General features: G+C 45.7%; 20 protein-coding genes. 3 read left to right on the top strand and 17 right to left on the bottom strand.

Going from position 1 to position 17,599, the window contains the following annotated elements:
* Positions 1–31 precede the first annotated feature (31 nt).
* Positions 32–271: a spore coat protein YjzB gene (yjzB, locus tag QF06_RS04600; RefSeq protein WP_003232972.1), complete on the top strand. Its 240-nt coding sequence runs from the start codon at positions 32–34 to the stop codon at positions 269–271.
* A gap of 29 nt (positions 272–300) precedes the next feature.
* On the opposite strand, the gene comZ is transcribed toward yjzB, so the two are convergent.
* The 4 genes from comZ to QF06_RS04580 form a co-directional block, all read right to left on the bottom strand.
* Entirely contained in the window at positions 301–492 is a 192-nt protein-coding gene (comZ, locus tag QF06_RS04595; protein ID WP_003224559.1) for a ComG operon transcriptional repressor ComZ, read from the bottom strand.
* A gap of 14 nt (positions 493–506) precedes the next feature.
* Positions 507–1,460 carry a transcriptional regulator Med gene (gene med, locus QF06_RS04590; protein ID WP_003245494.1) on the bottom strand — a complete coding sequence of 318 codons (954 nt, stop codon included), beginning with the start codon at positions 1,458–1,460 and terminating at the stop codon, positions 507–509.
* Between the two features lie 90 nt (positions 1,461–1,550).
* Positions 1,551–2,108, bottom strand: a complete 558-nt coding sequence (locus QF06_RS04585; RefSeq protein WP_003232974.1) for a hypothetical protein — start codon at positions 2,106–2,108, stop codon at positions 1,551–1,553.
* Between the two features lie 81 nt (positions 2,109–2,189).
* Positions 2,190–2,924, bottom strand: a complete 735-nt coding sequence (locus tag QF06_RS04580; RefSeq protein ID WP_003245223.1) for a hypothetical protein — start codon at positions 2,922–2,924, stop codon at positions 2,190–2,192.
* Positions 2,925–3,172: 248 nt separating this feature from the next.
* Here QF06_RS04580 and QF06_RS04575 point away from each other — a divergent pair, with 248 nt between their 5' ends.
* Positions 3,173–3,358 (top strand): YjzD family protein, encoded by a 186-nt coding sequence (locus tag QF06_RS04575; protein WP_003245236.1) that lies wholly within the window; start codon positions 3,173–3,175, stop codon positions 3,356–3,358.
* Positions 3,359–3,403: 45 nt separating this feature from the next.
* Here the strand turns inward: QF06_RS04575 and QF06_RS04570 are convergent, their stop codons facing one another.
* From QF06_RS04570 to QF06_RS04515, 13 genes are all read right to left on the bottom strand, one after another.
* A complete protein-coding gene (locus QF06_RS04570) occupies positions 3,404–3,583 on the bottom strand; it encodes a YjzC family protein (RefSeq protein ID WP_003245356.1) in 180 nt (59 codons plus the stop codon).
* Between the two features lie 85 nt (positions 3,584–3,668).
* Positions 3,669–4,628, bottom strand: coding sequence for an ornithine carbamoyltransferase (gene argF / locus QF06_RS04565; RefSeq protein WP_003232980.1), 960 nt, complete (start codon positions 4,626–4,628; stop codon positions 3,669–3,671).
* Entirely contained in the window at positions 4,616–7,708 is a 3,093-nt protein-coding gene (locus tag QF06_RS04560; protein ID WP_003232982.1) for a carbamoyl-phosphate synthase (glutamine-hydrolyzing) large subunit, read from the bottom strand. Before QF06_RS04560 ends, argF begins: the two co-directional genes overlap by 13 nt.
* Positions 7,701–8,762 carry a carbamoyl phosphate synthase small subunit gene (locus QF06_RS04555; protein ID WP_003232984.1) on the bottom strand — a complete coding sequence of 354 codons (1,062 nt, stop codon included), beginning with the start codon at positions 8,760–8,762 and terminating at the stop codon, positions 7,701–7,703. Before QF06_RS04555 ends, QF06_RS04560 begins: the two co-directional genes overlap by 8 nt.
* A 70-nt stretch (positions 8,763–8,832) precedes the next feature.
* The gene (locus QF06_RS04550) at positions 8,833–9,990 is read right to left on the bottom strand and encodes an acetylornithine transaminase (RefSeq protein WP_003232985.1); all 1,158 of its coding nucleotides are present in this window, start codon (positions 9,988–9,990) and stop codon (positions 8,833–8,835) included.
* Positions 9,987–10,763 (bottom strand): acetylglutamate kinase, encoded by a 777-nt coding sequence (gene argB / locus QF06_RS04545; protein ID WP_003232987.1) that lies wholly within the window; start codon positions 10,761–10,763, stop codon positions 9,987–9,989. Before argB ends, QF06_RS04550 begins: the two co-directional genes overlap by 4 nt.
* A gap of 14 nt (positions 10,764–10,777) precedes the next feature.
* Positions 10,778–11,998 carry a bifunctional ornithine acetyltransferase/N-acetylglutamate synthase gene (argJ, locus tag QF06_RS04540; protein ID WP_003232989.1) on the bottom strand — a complete coding sequence of 407 codons (1,221 nt, stop codon included), beginning with the start codon at positions 11,996–11,998 and terminating at the stop codon, positions 10,778–10,780.
* 19 nt (positions 11,999–12,017) lie between these two features.
* Complete coding sequence (argC, locus tag QF06_RS04535; RefSeq protein ID WP_003245768.1) at positions 12,018–13,055, bottom strand: N-acetyl-gamma-glutamyl-phosphate reductase; 1,038 nt, start codon at positions 13,053–13,055, stop codon at positions 12,018–12,020.
* A 206-nt stretch (positions 13,056–13,261) separates the two neighbouring features.
* Positions 13,262–13,756, bottom strand: coding sequence for an MFS transporter (locus QF06_RS04530; RefSeq protein ID WP_010886476.1), 495 nt, complete (start codon positions 13,754–13,756; stop codon positions 13,262–13,264).
* A 44-nt stretch (positions 13,757–13,800) separates the two neighbouring features.
* Positions 13,801–15,231 (bottom strand): FAD-binding oxidoreductase, encoded by a 1,431-nt coding sequence (locus QF06_RS04525; protein ID WP_003232994.1) that lies wholly within the window; start codon positions 15,229–15,231, stop codon positions 13,801–13,803.
* Between the two features lie 60 nt (positions 15,232–15,291).
* Positions 15,292–15,462: a YqaE/Pmp3 family membrane protein gene (locus QF06_RS20975; protein ID WP_003232996.1), complete on the bottom strand. Its 171-nt coding sequence runs from the start codon at positions 15,460–15,462 to the stop codon at positions 15,292–15,294.
* 64 nt (positions 15,463–15,526) lie between these two features.
* Positions 15,527–15,835, bottom strand: a complete 309-nt coding sequence (locus QF06_RS04520; RefSeq protein WP_003232998.1) for a metal-sulfur cluster assembly factor — start codon at positions 15,833–15,835, stop codon at positions 15,527–15,529.
* Positions 15,836–15,898: 63 nt separating this feature from the next.
* Positions 15,899–16,666: a prolyl oligopeptidase family serine peptidase gene (locus QF06_RS04515; protein ID WP_003233006.1), complete on the bottom strand. Its 768-nt coding sequence runs from the start codon at positions 16,664–16,666 to the stop codon at positions 15,899–15,901.
* 120 nt (positions 16,667–16,786) lie between these two features.
* On the opposite strand from QF06_RS04515, the gene yitU reads away from it, so the two are divergent.
* Positions 16,787–17,599 (top strand): 5-amino-6-(5-phospho-D-ribitylamino)uracil phosphatase YitU, encoded by an 813-nt coding sequence (gene yitU, locus QF06_RS04510; protein WP_003233007.1) that lies wholly within the window; start codon positions 16,787–16,789, stop codon positions 17,597–17,599.

Below are 17,599 nucleotides of genomic sequence, written 5' to 3'. Positions count from 1 at the left end.
TCATAGAGTATGGTATATGGAAAGGAGGCGTATGCAGTTGGATGTGTTTTCAAGAATGATGTTCGGCGATGCAGCAAAACCAACAGAAGAGAAGGAGGAGGAACAGCAAGAGGAAGTTTCTCAGGTTTCTCAGACAAACGACGAAGAGACGATTAATTACATGCATATTATGGACCAAATCGGTTCAATTATGAACTCTCTTGATCAAATCAAGCCCGCTTTAAAGGAGCTTGCGCCCATGCTCTCCGCTATTAAAAAGAAAATCATGTGAAAAGCCACTTTCAAAAAAGTGGCTTCTTCTTATTCTGTTTCAGATTTAGCGTCAGACTTGCCAAGCTCATAAGCTTCCGCCATTACCGTTGTAAATAGATTCATAAACGGCTGGATGGCCTCCATTGAGAGCTCAATGCCTGATTTCTCAAGCTGTTCTTTCGCTTCAGGGAGATATTTCATGGCAATTTGCAAGAATTCAAGTGATTTTTCGTGCTGCATGTGACGTCACTCCATTACTCGTTTTTTGGCAGCTCGCCTGTTTTGTTGTATGTTTTGATCAGCTTGGCGATTCTTTGCTGAAAGTCTTGATCGACGAGCGGGCTGAATGTTCCCATCTCAACGACTCCCGTGTTCAGGTCGTAGTAATGATCGCCGCCCTCAAGGGTGCCTTTATTAAATTGTTCAGCAATGATTTCATAGGCCTTGTCCACATTTTGCACCGTGCTGGTTAATACGGTATTCTCGCCCAGATCCGATTGATCTGTGACGTAGCCTATGGCATAAAGACCGTCTTTTTTGATTTGCTGAATAACAGGAACATTATACCCGTCTCCGGCGGGATACACAACATCCGCGCCTTCGTTCTTCATTTTCTGATAAAGCTTTACTGCTGTTGTATCATCATCCCAATGATCCGTATATTTCGTATTTACCTCTATATCCGGATTTTCATACTTGGCCCCTTTGATAAAACCGTCCACCTCAGGCTGCCACGTAAAGGAAGCAATTACACCGACCTGATTCGTTTTCGACATATGGGCAGCAGTCATTCCTCCAAAAAAGCCCATTGCTTCCCCGCTAAAATGGACACTTGTTACATTATCAGCTTTCGCTTTCGCATTGGAAATGACGAATTCCATATCTGGATAATCTTCGCCGACCAAGTTAAACACCTCAGCATATTCACTCCCATGGCCGTAGAGCAGATTGACGCCCCTCTTATGAAAATCCTCAATCGCATTTATGATATCTTCTTCTGTTTTAACGCCTTCTTTATAATAGACGTCCACATTGTATTTGGATTGTATATTCAGTAATCCTTTATACCCTTTTGTGCCCCATACGAGGTCATTAATCGTATCAGGAAAGAGCATGCCGACCTTCTCAATTTTTCCTTTGAACGGAGTTTGTCCACATCCACTCAATAAAAGGAGGACAGAAAAGATCATGACAAGCCTTGTGATCAAGTCATGTTCAACTCCTTTTGACAAGCTATAACATGTATTATTTTTATACGTTTATTGTATCTAGAAAACTCGAAACATGGAAGGTTTTTCTTAATATTTGTCGAAAATTGATGAAAATTGTCTTTTCCACTCGATAATTTTTGTTTTTGCTTCTTCTTTTGAGGTTTTCTCTGTGACTTGCAATTCAAAAAGCTGATCTTTGCTATGACGGCTTGGTTCTAACAGGAATCTCAGCAACTCGTCAGCCACGTCGTTTGTGTAATAGCCGTCTTCCTCTGTTTCTTCTTTCCATGGCCCGTACATTTTCGGCAGGATCACGGTTTTTTCCGAGCCTGTTTTTTCACGTTTATCCCATTCTTTTCGGTCTTCTTCATATACTAAAATATAAGGAGAATCATATTGGTCTAAAGGCAAAAAACTTCCGAACTGGATACAAATTGTATCATAATTTTGGTCTCCAATGTGTTCAAGCTGGCGAAAGAGTTCATTTCTCCCAAGCCACATGAGTCTTTCTTCTAAGTACATTTGTCTCATTTTATCTTCTGTTTCCGCCAGAACAACGTCAACATGTATGCCTTCATCCATCATTCGCTCACATAATGAAAGGCCGAAAAATTCGTCCGCACCTACAATCAGCGTTGATTCCATTGCATCTGCCGCCCTTCCGGTTTTTCATTTCCCAAAACAAAACAGCCTCCGCAAAAGAGAAGGCTGTTGTCATTATATTCTCTATAATTCTTTTTCATGACTATGAAAGAATTTGCAAATTGATGCATAAATTCTGCTTGGATGCTCAAATAAATGAAATGTCATGTCGACCGGTGAGCCTTGCTTTTGCTGTTTTTCCTTGAAAACTTCCGCATGTACGCTGTAGGGATATGGAGCTCCGGTCATACGCTGCCATATATGAACCGGTACGCCGCTCGGGTAGCTTTGAATTGTTTTATAACGAATCGCTTCCGCTTCTTTTTCAGAAATTCCGTAGCTTTTCGATACTTCTTTCAAAAATTGCTTATAGAAAAATTTATTTTCTTTTTCCGATTCATAATGTGCCTGAAGATCGAGACAAGGATTCAACATTGCGGCTGAGCGGATATGATCCGGGGAAAAACGAAGCAGTTCATCGGCCACGAGAGCACCCATGCCTTCTGCTAAAATATGAATCTTCGGATTGAGGATTTCCTGCTTCAGCACAGAATGTATCAGCTGTTTGGCATAGGTGACTGCTTTTTCCGCCCCCCAATGCCTTCCGAACAGATTGCTGTTAAAAAGAGTGTATCCTTCATTCATCAACATGCTCAGAAGCTGATTTCTGCCATAATGCTGCTGCCAAAAGCTTGAATCATGTCCGACAAAGTGGGTTCTGTCCCCCAAGATAAAGATGCCGAAGCCGTTCGGGCGATAGGGCAGATGAATGACATTATGCTCCGTTCCCAGTTGAAAGTATCTTTCCGTTATTCCCATCGCTTGCCCGCCTCCTTTCACACTTCATCTCACGCTATCTTATGTAAATAGAAAAGAAACGAATAAGGTAAAGTCCTAGCCTTTTACATTTTTGGCTATTATACTGATTGACGTTTTATATTTTACCATTAAAGTGTGACGAATCAGACTCTTTTGTCACCTCACTTTCTGCTAAAATTGGATTCCCCCTTCGCTTTTTGTATGGTATGATAACTTTTAGAATAGAATGAGAAGGACGAGGTGGAAACGTGCGATATATTATTGCCTTTATTTGGACGTTCCTTTTATCACATATGGCATGCTACTTGGTTGCAAGCATGAACAGCGTTACGTATAATTTCAAAACATCATCTGTCATTGCTGTTGTACTGTATGTCTTAATCATGGTTTTAGCAGAAATCATGCCTATGAACAAAAATGCAAGCCAGCATTAAAAAGCCAAAAACCCAAAACATTTATTGTTTTGGGTTTTTTAGTGGTCACGGCTTTCTTTTGTAGGTCCACAGCCGGTTGTGGTTTGATGTTTCGGGGAACATTTCCCCTGCTGACAGATGGACCTTTTGAGGGTTTTTAACCATGCTCCCTGTCTCGCCGATTTCTACGTAGACACCGTTATTAGGCGCTTTCTGTCCGGGCCGGAATTGGTGCTGCTGTCCCACTGTTTTTCCTCCTTTTCCTTTTTGCTGTAGTATGCGCCTAAGCGGCTGTGAATATGTTGCCATCAAAAAAACTGCTGAGTTTGGCTCAGCAGTTTTTTGATGATTCCCCTTTATATAAAATGGCCTTCAGCAGTGCTTTTTGCACATGAAGACGGTTTTCCGCCTGCTGGAACACTGCAGAGTTCGGCCCGTCAATAATCTCCGCAGTCACTTCTTCCTCGCGATGCGCAGGGAGACAATGTAAAAATGTATAGTCAGGCTTGGCATGGCTGACCAGCGCCGCATTCACCTGATAAGGCGCAAAGACAGCAAGACGTTCTTGCTCTTCCGCTTCCTGCCCCATGCTTGTAAACACATCAGAATAAATCACGTCCGCGTCTTTTACAGCTTCAATCGGATCATCTGTCAGCGTGACAGAAGAGCCGGATTGAAGTGCATATGTCTTTGCCGCTTCAGCTGCTTCATCTAACACTTCATATCCCTTTGGTGAAGCGATCGAGATATCACAGCCCATTTTCGCGCAGCCGATCATCAAGGAGTGCGCCACGTTATTTCCGTCACCGATGTACGCGACTTTTACGCCTTTAAGCTTCCCTTTTATCTCCTTAATCGTCAAGAGATCCGCCAGCGCCTGGCATGGGTGGTATTTATCGGTAAGTCCATTGATCACCGGAATGTCAGCTTCTTTGGCAAGTTCCTCCACCTTTTCATGTTCAAAGGTCCGGATCATGATGGCATCCACATAGCCTGACAGCACTTTTGCCGTATCAGCGACAGTCTCACCGCGCCCCAGCTGCAGATCTTTCTGGCTTAGAAAGAGGGCGCTCCCGCCCAGCTGCGCCATGCCCGCTTCAAATGAAACACGGGTCCGCGTTGATGATTTTTCAAAAATCATCGCCAAGGTTTTGCCATGGAATATAGGCTGAATTTTGTTTTGTTTCAGCTCACCGGCTTCTGCGAGCAAGGCGTTTATATCTTCTTCACTAAGGTCCTTTAACGTTAATAAATCTTTTCCGTATAAACTGGTTTGCGTCACTGTGTGCATGATGCCACTTCCTTTTTATAGAGGTCTTTGAGAGATACAGGCTGCGGATGGCCTGAACCGCTTTGTAAAAACGCCCGCACAGTTTCTTCTTCTGTAAAGACGGGGATGCCGTGCGTCATGGCTTCCAAACGTTCTTTGCGTGCTTCTTCAGAACCGCTCAGATTAATGTGGAGCGAGTTTCCTTCCTGTTCCATCCATGAGGCAAATGTTCCTTCATGTATTGTAAAACCTGCGTTTTCTGCTAACTCCTTCACATCTTCCGGAACGTTTTGCAAATAAATGCTTCCTTTTTGACTCCAGACTCTTGTATAGATTTTTTTCAAGGCGCTGTTAGAATCATATGCGACACACATGCCTTCTCCCGTTGATTTCATTTCCGGTCCAAGCTTGACATCCACATCCTGGATCGCATGAGAAGAAAAAACAGGGAACTTCACGGCAACTCCATGATGATTTTGAACTGCCGGATTTAGATCTTTTAAGGACGCTCCCGCCAGCAGACGTGTGGCGAGCGGAATCATCGGAACGCCCATTACTTTGCTGACGACAGGAACCGTGCGGCTCGCTCTCGGATTCACTTCAAGAACGAGTATGTTTCCATTGTCGATCACAAATTGAATGTTCATGATGCCTTTAAATGAAAGTTTTCGGGCAATTTTTTGTGCCGCATCTTTCATGCCCTGCTGCAGCCCGCTCGTGATGGACGGTCCGGGAAGAATGGCAAAACTGTCCCCTGAATGGACACCTGCCCGTTCAATATGCTCGGTATATGTCGGGATAAAGACTTCCTCGCCGTCGGAAATCAAATCAATTTCGACTTCCTTTCCAGACACATACTGATCAATTAAAATCGGGTATGGCATGCTGTCCTCATCATTCAGCAGCTGAGAAAGCTGGGCTTGCGAGTCAACAATGATCATGCCCATTCCGCCGATAACGTAAGATGGGCGGATTAACACCGGATAGCCGATCTCACTCGCTTTTGAAGCGGCTTCTTCTTTTGTATAAGCAATTTCTCCTTTTGCGTGCTTCAATCCCAGCTCGTCAAGAAGCTGATAAAATTGATCCCGATCCTCTAACACGTCGAGCGTTTGAAATGATGTGCCAAGAAGAGTAATGCCGGCTTTTTCGAGCGCTTCAGCAGCATTGATTGCAGTTTGACCGCCAAATTGCACAATTGCAAAATCAATATTTTCCTGCTCCGCCACGTTTACAATATGCTCCGTTGTCATCGGTTCAAAATACAGGCGGTCCGCAATTTCATAATCGGTGCTGACAGTTTCCGGGTTATTGTTAATCATGATGGTTTCGAACCCAAGCTCTTGCAGTGTCAGCACACCGTGAACAGCACTGTAATCAAATTCAACGCCTTGGCCGATCCGAATCGGGCCTGATCCGATAATGAGCGCGCGTTTTTTCTCTTTGCGGCTGATGTCTCCATCGGTCTCTCCGAAATATGTGGAGTAAAAATAGTTTGTTTTCGCATCAAACTCTGCCGCGCATGTATCTACGATTTTAAAGGAAGGCGTAATGCCCATCTCCTTGCGAAGCGCGCGCACCTCTTCTTCTGTTTTGCTGATCAGCGAGGCAATCGTTGCGTCTGAGAATCCCTTTTCCTTTGCTTTCTTCAATAATTCAAAAGAGAGATCGCTCCCTGCTTCCATCAGGCGGTTTTCCAATTTGATGATGTTGTCAAAGGTATGAAGGAAAAACGGATCAATTTTTGTTTTTTCATGGATGTCATCAATCGAGACGCTGCGGCTCAACAGCTCCATGACAACGAAAAATCTGCGGTCATCCGGAGTGATTGCCAAATCCCATAGCGTATCAATTGACAACCCGCTGAGCTCTGGAAGGTGTGTCCCGATATTTTTTAATTCAAGCGACGCGGCTGCCTTTTGTATCGCCGCTTCTAAATTCCGTTCAATCGCCATCACTTCACCGGTGGCTTTCATTTTTGTGCCAAGCTTGCGGTCTGCGTTTTTGAATTTATCAAACGGCCAGCGCGGAAATTTGACGATCACATAATCCAGTGCCGGTTCAAAGCTTGCGTAAGTCGAGCCTGTGAGCGGATTTTTCAGCTCGTCAAGAGTGTATCCGACTGCCAGTTTCGCGGCCATCTTCGCAATCGGATAACCGGTCGCTTTAGATGCGAGAGCCGATGACCGGCTTACACGCGGATTCACTTCAATGACGTAATATTGCTTGCTGAATGGATCAAGCGCGAATTGAATGTTGCAGCCGCCTACAACATCAAGTGCTGAGATGATCGTCAGACTTGCTGTCCGCAGCATTTGATAGTCTTCGTCTGTCAATGTTTGTGACGGCGCCACAACGATAGAGTCACCTGTATGCACGCCGACCGGATCGATATTTTCCATATTGCAGACGGTAATGCATGTGTTATTGCTGTCACGCATGACTTCATATTCAATTTCTTTAAAGCCGGCAATGCTTTTTTCGACAAGGCATTGATTGATCGGGCTTGCTAATAGCGCCTGCTTAATCATAGCTGTAAAGGCTTCTTTATCAGGGGCGATTCCTCCGCCCTTTCCGCCTAATGTGTAAGCTGGTCTGATAATAACAGGAAAACCGATGGATTCCGCAAAATGGAGGGCATCGGCCTCGTTATCAACAATTTCACTCTCCGGCACAGGCTGTTTTAATTCATTCATTAACGAACGGAATTTTTCCCGGTCCTCTCCTTTTTGTATCGTTTCAACGGATGTGCCGAGGAGTTTGACGCCGTGCTCTTTTAAAACACCCGTTTCTTCAAGCTCCACCGCTAAATTCAACGCGGTCTGACCGCCTAAATTGGCAAGAAGCCCATCAGGCCGTTCTTTCTTAATGATGGCTGTCAGGCTTTCTGCTGTCAGAGGCTCAAAATAAATTTCATCAGCGAAGGCTTCATCAGTCATAATTGTCGCCGGATTGCTGTTGACGAGAATTACCCGGTAGCCCTCCTCCTTCAGCGCGATGCACCCTTGAGTGCCTGAATAATCAAATTCTGCCGCCTGCCCGATGATGATCGGGCCTGAGCCAATTACTAATATGCTTGAAATACTGGTGTCTTTAGGCATGCGCGATTTCTCTCCTTGCTGGTATCACATTCTTTAGATAATCATCAAAAATCCATTCGCTTTCCGCAGGTCCGGGATGGGCTTCCGGGTGGAATTGAACACTCATGACAGGCAGTTTTTTATGGGCAAGCCCTTCAACTGACGTATCATTGACATGATGAAACCTGATGGTGAGCTCTTCTTCATTAATCGACTGTTCATCAACCACATAGCTGTGGTTTTGGCTTGTCATAAAGACCCGTTTCGTCTTACGGTCGATGACCGGATGATTAGCTCCCCTGTGCCCGAATGGCAGCTTAAAAGTATTCCCTCCAAACGCGAGCGCGATCAGCTGATGTCCGAGACAAATGCCTAGAGTCGGAAAGCGGCTGATGATGCTTTTGATCTTTCCTAAATATGGCTGAATGGCTTTCGGATCTCCAGGTCCGTTCGATAGCACAATTCCATCGGGTTTGATGTTGTATACGGCCTCCATTTGCTGGTATGGCACCACGGTAACCTTGCAGCCTCGTTTGACAAGTGATGATGCGATTGACTTTTTATAGCCAAAATCAATGAGAGCGATATGTTTATTCCCGTCGCCGAATGTGCTGATTTCCTGGGCGGAAGCCTGCTCTGCCACATTCTCTGGTTGAAGGGCAATCTCAGCTCCTTCTTTAGAGGCTGTGACTGTCGCACCCATCGTCCCGTTTGCCCGGATTTTCTTCACGACAGCCCTCGTATCAACATGGGTTAACAGCGGAATATTCCATTTCTGTAGATACTCCTTGAGGCTGTATACCGCTTCATAATGAGAAAAGTGATCACACGCCTCATAGACAACCGCGGCTTTTACTTGCGGTTTCTTGCTTTCAAAATCCTTTTCATTTATGCCGTAGTTGCCAATCAGCGGGTAGGTAAATACAATAATCTGTCCCTTATATGATGGATCTGTCAGCACTTCCTGGTAGCCTGTCATTCCTGTGAAAAAAACAGCTTCTCCCGTGCAGTTTTCATGACCGTCCAGCTCGCCGCTGAACGATGTCCCATCTTCTAACACTAAATAACCTTCCATCTAACAGCCCACCTCTTGATGAATAATTAATTATAAAAATGAATTTTTATGCCTTTATATCGAAAAAAAATCACTGGTTTACAGCGGAATGATGAGCGATTGCCTGTTTCAGCTTGCTGACGGCTTCTGCTATTTCATCCTTAGTCACGGTGAGCGGCGGCAGCAGCCGAATCACGTTCGGGCCGGCCGGCAATACAAGCAAGCCTAATGTCTGCAATTCAGCAATAATGTCAGCAACCGGGCCATCACACTCAATTCCAAGCATTAATCCTTTACCTCGGATTTGTTTAACAAAAGGGCTCTTTAGCTCTGCCTCAAGCTGTTCTTTTAAAAACGCCCCTTTGTCAGCAGCCTCTTGCAAAAAGTCAGGCTGGAATACAATTTGCAATGTGGCATTCACAGCAGCCATCGCCAGCATGTTTCCTCCGAAAGTCGTTCCGTGAGAACCAGGGGTAAACGCTTCTCCAAGCTGTTTCTTTCCGATGACAGCGCCGACCGGAAAGCCGTTTCCCAATCCTTTGGCGACTGTGATGATATCCGGTGAGAGTCCGAAGTGCTCATATGCGAAGCCTTTTCCCGTCCGTCCGATGCCGGTCTGGATTTCATCAATAATGAGAAGGGCTTGCTTTTCCTTGCAAAACGACTGTACGGCTGATAAAAATTCAGCACTCGCCGGATTGACTCCTCCTTCTCCCTGCACTGTTTCAAGCATCACCGCGGCAATATCGCCTTCCTCCCCAAGAGCTTTAAAAGCAGAAGGATCATTGTATGGCAGGTAGTGAAAGCCTCCAAGCATCGGGCCGAAGCCTGTTTTGATTTTATCCTGTCCGGTCGCAGCCATCCCTGCATACGTGCGGCCATGGAACGACTGAAGAAAAGTGATGATTTTTGTTTTTCCAGTTGCTTTTCTGGCAAGCTTTATCGCACCTTCATTCGCCTCCGCGCCGCTGTTGCAGAAAAAGACAAGATCTCCCGCACTATGCGCTGCCAGCTTCTGCGCCGCTTGCTCTTGGAGACTGTTTTGAAACAGGTTGGATACGTGCCATACGCTGTCAAGCTGTTTTTTGACTGCCTCTGTCACCGCTTCATGGCAGTGTCCTAGATTTGATACCGCAATCCCCTGAATGAAATCAAGGTACGTTTTGCCGTTTTGATCCTCAACGTACGTTCCCTTTGCTTTTTTGATGTCAATATCCCAACGGCCGTAGGTTTGAAACAAGCTGCTCATGAAACAGCCTCCTTTGCTTTGACAATTTTTGTCCCTTGAAAGGTTTGTTCTGCGAAGAATGATCCTTTACCGTTTACGATCATGACTTCAGACACCTGATCTGATAAAGCTGACAAGGCTGAATTGACCTTCGGGATCATCCCTCCTGTGATCACTTCCTGCTTGATCAGCATCTGAATCTCCTTAGGGGTCAGGACGTCCAGACGCTGCTTTTCCTTCATGATTCCATCGACATCCGTGACGAACATCAGCTTATCGGCTTCAAGCGCTCCGGCGACTGCTGAAGCAGCCAGATCAGCATTTACATTCAGCGTTTTGCAGTCGCTTGTCATAGACAGCGGCGCAATAACGGGGATGATGCCATTTTCCATCAGCGCGTTCACCATGGACGCATCGACTTTTTTGATTTCTCCCACTTCTCCGTATGTTTCCGGATCTAGATAATCAGCCTCCAAAAGACCGCCATCCTTACCAGAAATGCCCGCGGCTCGCAGTCCGTGTTTGGCAAGCTCAGCAACGAAAAATTTATTGACAGAACCGGATAAAACCATTTCCGCCACTTCCAGCACCGGCTTCGTTGTTTTCCTCTGTCCGCCCGAAAACTCTGTCTTGATATTTAACCGTTTCAGCATATTTGTGATTTCCGGTCCCCCGCCATGTACGATTGCCAGCTTCCAGCCTGACGCCCTCAGCTCTTTCAGATTTTGATAAAATTCCTCCGACAGCTCACGGATGACGCTTCCCCCGCATTTAAAAACGATTGTTTTCTTCATTTCGCTCCCCTTTATTACGTGCGATAGCTCGCGTTAATTTTGATATAGTCATAGGTCAGGTCACAGCCCCACGCTCTCCCGTTTCCGTCCCCTTCAGCCATCTTGATGACAATGGTGATTTCATCTCCTTCAAGGTATTCCTTGGCGATAGATTCAGAGAATGGCTGAGGTTCGTTATTCTTAAACAGGCATTGGCCGCCAAGATAAACCTCTACTTCTTCTGCCGTCACCTGTGCTGCGGAGTGTCCGATGGCTCCGATGATCCGCCCCCAGTTGGCATCTGTTCCGTATACTGCCGTTTTTACAAGATTTGAGCCGACAATCTTTTTGGCAATGACGTTTGCATCAAGATTGTTTTTCGCTCCCTGTACTTGGGCTTCAATTAGTTTTGTCGCGCCTTCTCCGTCTCTGGCAATCTCTTTAGCTAGATCCTCACAAGTGAGCAAGAGCGCTTTTTTAAAGACCGGCCAGTCTGGATGGTCTTCTGTCAGGCACTCGTTTTCGGCGCAGCCATTCGCCATAACTAATACCATGTCGTTCGTGGATGTTTCTCCGTCAACTGTGATTTGGTTAAATGAAACGTCAGTGATTTCCCGAAGCGCCTTTTGCAGCGCTTTTTCTTCGATTGCCGCGTCAGTTGTCACAAATCCCAGCATCGTGGCCATGTTCGGGTGTATCATCCCAGAGCCTTTGGCCGCTCCGCCGATCGTGACTGTTTTGCCGCCGATTGCCAGTTCATAGCACGTCTGCTTGATCACCGTATCAGTTGTTAAAATCGCTTCCTCAAAATCGCCTGATCCCGCAGGTGTTTCTTTCAGCAGTTCGATCCCCGCGTGGATTTTTTCCATGTCTAAATGCTCGCCGATGACACCCGTTGATGAAACAGCGACAAGCTCCGGCTCAATGCCAAGCTGTGAAGCAAAGCTCTCCCGCATTGTGTATGCGTCCTTTAAGCCCTGTTCTCCCGTGCAGGCGTTGGCAATGGCGCTGTTGACGATGACGGCTTTCAGTGTCGGTCCGTGCTTTAAGCTGTCTTGTGTCACTTTGATCGGAGCAGCCTGAAAGTGGCTTTGGGTATAAACTGCTGCACTCACGGCCGGTGTCTCGCTGATAATGACGCCGAGGTCTTTTTTCGAGTAGCGCAGTCCGCAATGCACACCCTTTGCCTGAAACCCTTTTGGCGAGGATACATCACCTGTTACTTTTACAATTTGATCTTCACTTAACTGAATCATGGTTCGATTCTCTCCCGTTCTATGGATAAATTGGCGTGATGGTGAGTCCAGTTTCTTCATTCCAGCCATTCATCAAATTAAAGTTTTGCACTGCCTGACCGGCGGCACCCTTCATTAAATTATCGATTACCGAGACGATCGTGACTCTGTTCGTTCTCTCATCGAGGGTCACGGCGATATCACAGAAATTGCTGCCGTACACTTCTTTCGTTTGCGGGTACTGACCTTTTGGCCTCACTCTCACAAAATATGAATCTTGGTAAAATTCCGAATATAAATCATGCAGGTCATCTGCGGTTAGGTCACAGGTTAATCTGGTATACATCGTCGCCATGATGCCCCTTGTCATCGGAACCAAGTGAGCCGAAAATGTAATGGGCCCGAGACCTGGCTGCCATTCATTCAGCGCCTGCTCAATTTCCGGCGTGTGCTGATGTTCATTGACTTTATAAATTTTAAAATTGTCGTTCAGCTCAGAAAAATGAGTTCCCATGGATGCTTTTCTTCCCGCTCCGGAAACACCGGTCTTCGCGTCAACGATAACGAAAGATTCATCGAGCAGTTTCTTTTGAGCCAATGGCGCGAGGCCAAGCAAAACAGCTGTTGGAAAACAGCCTGGATTGGCAATGAGTTTCGCCTGTTGAATTTGCAGTTGATTCAGTTCTGCCAGACCGTATACCGCCTCTTGAATCACCGCCTTCGGTGCCGCTGTCCGTTTATACCATTTTTCATATTCAGCCGGTTCTTTTATCCTCAGATCACCTGACAGATCAATAACCGTAATTCCCGCGTCTGCCAGCTTTGGAGTCAATTCACTTGATACTCCGGGCGGCGCAGCGAGAAACATGATATCTATTTCGTGTTTGATCGTATTCATATCAATCGGCTTCAGCTGCTGATCCGCTAAGCCGGTAAGATGAGGATAACCCTCGCTATAGACATTCCCTTCTCCGCTGGATGAATAAAGTATGCATTCCTCTGCATGAGGATGATGCGAAAGAATCCTGACAAGTTCGGTGCCTCCATATCCTGTAGCACCTACAATTCCTATTTTCAAAACAAGTTCACCCTCTTGGTCTTTGTGAAATTATTTAACATTATAACATGAATAAAAATTAATTCAATCGTATATTTAATATTTTTATTCATTTATAAATTTTCTGTTCAATGGGAATTCCGCTCAAAAAAAATCAGCACGACTCCAGCACAAAAACGTTGATGCGGTGCCGCATTTCAGCCGCATAAAAAAACAGGCTGACCGCGTCAGCCTGTTTTCATCATCATCAATCCACTCAAAAAATATAGAATAGAGCTTGCATAAAAAATCATTTGCACTGTGAAAAAGTCAGCGAGAAAGCCCCCGAGCATAATGGCTGCTGCTGAAAAGACAGCTGTCCAAAAATGGTAATTCCCGATCTTCTTTCCACGCTCTCCACTGTCTGTAAAATTAGCGATCAGCACTTTTTCTCCATGCTTTTGCATCGCTCCAAAGAGCCCTAACAGCACTTGGACGATATACACTTGAACGACGCTTCCGATATGCGGGACATATAAAAGCAGAACAGCCATCCCCCACGAGTTCAGAAGCAGAAAATAACGGCTGTCAAACCTTTCAGACAGCCGTCCGAGGAGCGGGTAAATAAGCGCTCCGCTCAACCCGAACAATCCGTAGGAAAAACCGAACTGTGTGTAGCTTGAGCCGATATTTTTCACAAACAGAATATAAAACGGAAAGATTAAGCTGCTTGCGAAAAACACGCTGCTTTGTGATAATGTCAGCCATTTTAATTTGTTTTTCCCCATTATTTATACCTCTGATAAAAGTAATTCATAAAGCGCTCATCCGGGTCATAGGTTCGTTTTTTCTGAAAAAACGCTTCACTTTTCGGATATGCCTGTCTCATTTGCGCTTTTGTCTGGTAGGTCATATAAGGCAGATAATAGCTGCCGCCGTGCTTGATGGCAACGTCTGTCATGCGCCTGATGATTCGGGCGGTATCTGCCTGGTCTTCTTTTGAAAAGCCCTCGTTTATTAATAGTACGAGCGAAAACATATCGTCCTTCGCATAGGAAAGGTCGGCCTTTTCATTTTTCTGCACGTAGCGGATCGTAATGTTCAGCAGGTTCAGATCTTCGTCCGACAGCGTTTGTCTCAGGTCATCAATATAGGACCCATACTCCTTCACGGGCACAAAGTATTCTTGCAAAACATCTGTGTTGTCATTGTTTTCATACTCAAGAAACTTTGATTCGGACCGCATGACGTTATTGCGTGAAATCTCTGTGCCGTTCTGGCTCAGGAAATAGGATTGCTGTGTGTCCCACAGCCAATTCCTCCCCCATTCATACCGTCTTGACAAGCCGAGTGCAAACTTTGTGGCTCCCGTATACTCGTCTTCTTTAAGTTCGCTGTATGAGGACAGCTGATCCTGATGATTAGCCAATACGTAATTCGTGACATACATGTCTTTCAGAAATCCTTTTTTCGCTGTTGAAATTCGCGCCAGATGCATTCGGACATCTGGATTTCCTTTTACATGCTTTGAAAAATAGTCTGAGTATGTGCTGTAATTCATTTTTTCTGTCTTCATGACATACAGCTCATCATCTGTCAGCTCAAGCGTTACATCAAGAATCACGCCAAAAAGGCCGTACCCTCCGATGACCGCCGTAAACAAATCATCTTTTGGAGTGACAGTGATAATCATCCCGTCAGCTTTTAAAAGCCGGAATGATTTGACTGTATCAATTAGCGAGCCGTAGCGAATATCACGTCCGTGTGCATTTGCGCTGAGAGATCCGCCGATTGTAAAAATGTTTTGTGACTGCATGACTTTTACCGCGAGTCCGTATGGATTCACGTATTTCTGGATATCATTCCACGTTGCACCGCTTTGCACCCTGATGGTTTTCTTCTCTTGATCGAGTGACAGGATTTTGTTGTAGCCCGTCATGTCGAGAACGATGCCGTCCTCATAATATGTATGGCCGCCCATGGAGTGCTGGGCCCCGGCGATTGAAATTTTTATGTTTTTTCGATTTGCCTCTTTGACTGTGTCAATGAGCATTTCCTCTTCCTGCCCTTTCACTGTCTGCTTTATTTTTACAGGCATCAGGCGGCTGACATCCGTCATCTCGCTTGTGGCTGTTTTTTGCTCTGAGTTCACAGAGTACGCAAACAGGGCCGCATACGCGCCAGTACAAAGCGCGAATGCAAGCAATTTCTTTTTCATAGTGCTCTCCCTGCTGTTTTTATGACCATTATACCATGACTGCGTCCTCATTTTTCCAAATTATCTTCTTGCCCGTTTTTCGGCACGGCGGTCGGCGACGATAAAGCAGGCGTGAATCGCGCCCGGCAGCCAAAAGATACAGGTCAATATGAGATTCAGCAAGGCCTGAAACGGTTTTCCCGAAAACAAAACAGCAAGCGGCGGGCATAAAACTGCCAGCAGGTACATCATTTCCTTTCACTCCTTTCAGCTGTAAAAAAGGACAGCCTCACATGTCAGGCTGTCCTTTTTTGTTTTATTGAATGCCAAGCGCAATTTTTGCGTATCTGGACATTTTATCCCTAGTCCAAGGCGGATTCCATACAATGTGAACCTCTGTGTCTTTCACTTCAGGAAGGTCCGCTAATGCTTTTTTCACCTCATCCACGATAATCGGCGCTAAAGGGCATCCCATTGATGTTAGCGTCATGGTGATGTGCGTCAAGCCATCTTCATCCATATCAACGTCATATACCAAGCCGAGGTTCACGATATCAACGCCAAGCTCAGGATCGACAACCTGTTCCAGGGCGCCCATGATGTTTTCTTTTAATGCTTCTTCCACGTTCCCTCACTCCTTTTTTCTACAGTATAACGTAAATTCAGCTCTTGTTAATAACTTAGTGCTTTATAAGTACGTTTCAAACCATTCAATCGTTTTTAACACAGCTGCCCGCGGGACTTTATGGTCAGCGTTTTCATCTCCGATAAATTGCAGGCGTTCCGGCTGCTCGCTGTAATGGGATTTAATCGTGTCATAAAATTTCCGGGTCGGCGCGTAAGGCACAACTTTATCTTTTGCGCCGTGCCAAAATAAAAGCGGGCGCTGTTGCAGTTTCTCCGGCTGAAGGCTGAGATCCCGCAACTCGAGACGTTTCATCAGCTGCTGTACCTTCTCTTCCGGCACATCGATTTCAATGCCCTGAGATTGAATATGGTCAATCTGCTGCTGAAACAGCTCCACGTAATTCGGGCTTCCCATCAGGCTGACGCCGGCTTTTATCCAATCATATGCAGTCAAAGCGCCAAGCGTTGTGATGCCGCCCATTGACGTGCCTGCGAGACCGATGCGGCCGCCGTCTATCAGGCCCTCTTTTTCAAAATGGTTTTTAAGTACGCCGATCTCTTCAATCTCGTTGAGGACGATATCCCAAAAATGCCCCGCCAGCTCTTCAACAGCCATTTCTTCTCCCCGTTCCCCATGGTGCAAAGCCTCCGGCAGAACGGCTCTAAAACCCTTCTCCGCAAGCAGATAAGCAATATGAAGGTTGTGTTCCTTCGCGCTTGTAAAACCATGTATAAAGATCACGAGAGGAACAGCGCGGTGCCTGTTCTCTTCCTTTACAATATGTAAAAACGGAATACCGGAAACGGTTTGATTCTCAATTTGTATCACAATGTGCCCCTCCTTAGGATAACCATAATCATAAGTGTAACATGTAGACAATAAAGATGGTAAAAAGCTACACTGTAAGTAAGGCAAAACAAGCAAAATCTAAGGTTAAAGGAGCTTTTCATGGAGACAAAACCCTATTTAATCGCATTAGATTTAGATGGAACATTATTAAAGGATGATAAAACCATATCTGAAAACACCCTTCATACGATACAGCGCCTAAAAGATGACGGGCATTATGTCTGCATCTCAACAGGCCGTCCGTATCGTTCAAGTTCCATGTACTACCAGCAGATGGAGCTGACAACGCCAATTGTCAATTTTAACGGAGCATTTGTCCATCATCCGCAAGACGACAGCTGGGGACGGTATCATACGTCACTGCCGCTTGATGTTGTCAAACAGCTCGTGGATATCAGCGAGAGCTACAACGTACATAACGTGCTTGCTGAAGTGATTGACGACGTATACTTTCATTACCATGATGAGCACCTGATAGATGCCTTTAACATGAACACAACAAATGTAACGGTCGGAGACTTGCGGGAAAATCTCGGTGAAGATGTGACGTCCGTACTCATACATGCAAAGGAAGAGGATGTGCCGGCAATACGCTCATATTTATCGGATGTGCATGCCGAGGTGATCGACCATAGAAGATGGGCCGCTCCTTGGCATGTCATTGAAATTATCAAAAGCGGCATGAATAAAGCGGTCGGCCTGCAGAAAATCAGCGATTATTACGGCGTGCCGAGGGAGCGGATCATTGCTTTTGGAGATGAGGATAACGATTTGGAAATGCTTGAATTTGCAGGCTGCGGCGTTGCAATGGGAAATGGAATTGACGCGGTCAAGCAGATTGCCAACCGAACTACGGCCACAAATGAAGAGGACGGCGTGGCAAGGTTTTTGAAAGAATATTTCTCACTTTAA

This window comes from Bacillus sp. YP1 (assembly GCF_000877815.1).
Lineage (GTDB): Bacteria > Bacillota > Bacilli > Bacillales > Bacillaceae > Bacillus > Bacillus subtilis.
The sequence above is the reverse complement of the archived record's forward strand: the minus strand, read 5'-3'. Positions and strand labels throughout refer to the sequence as shown.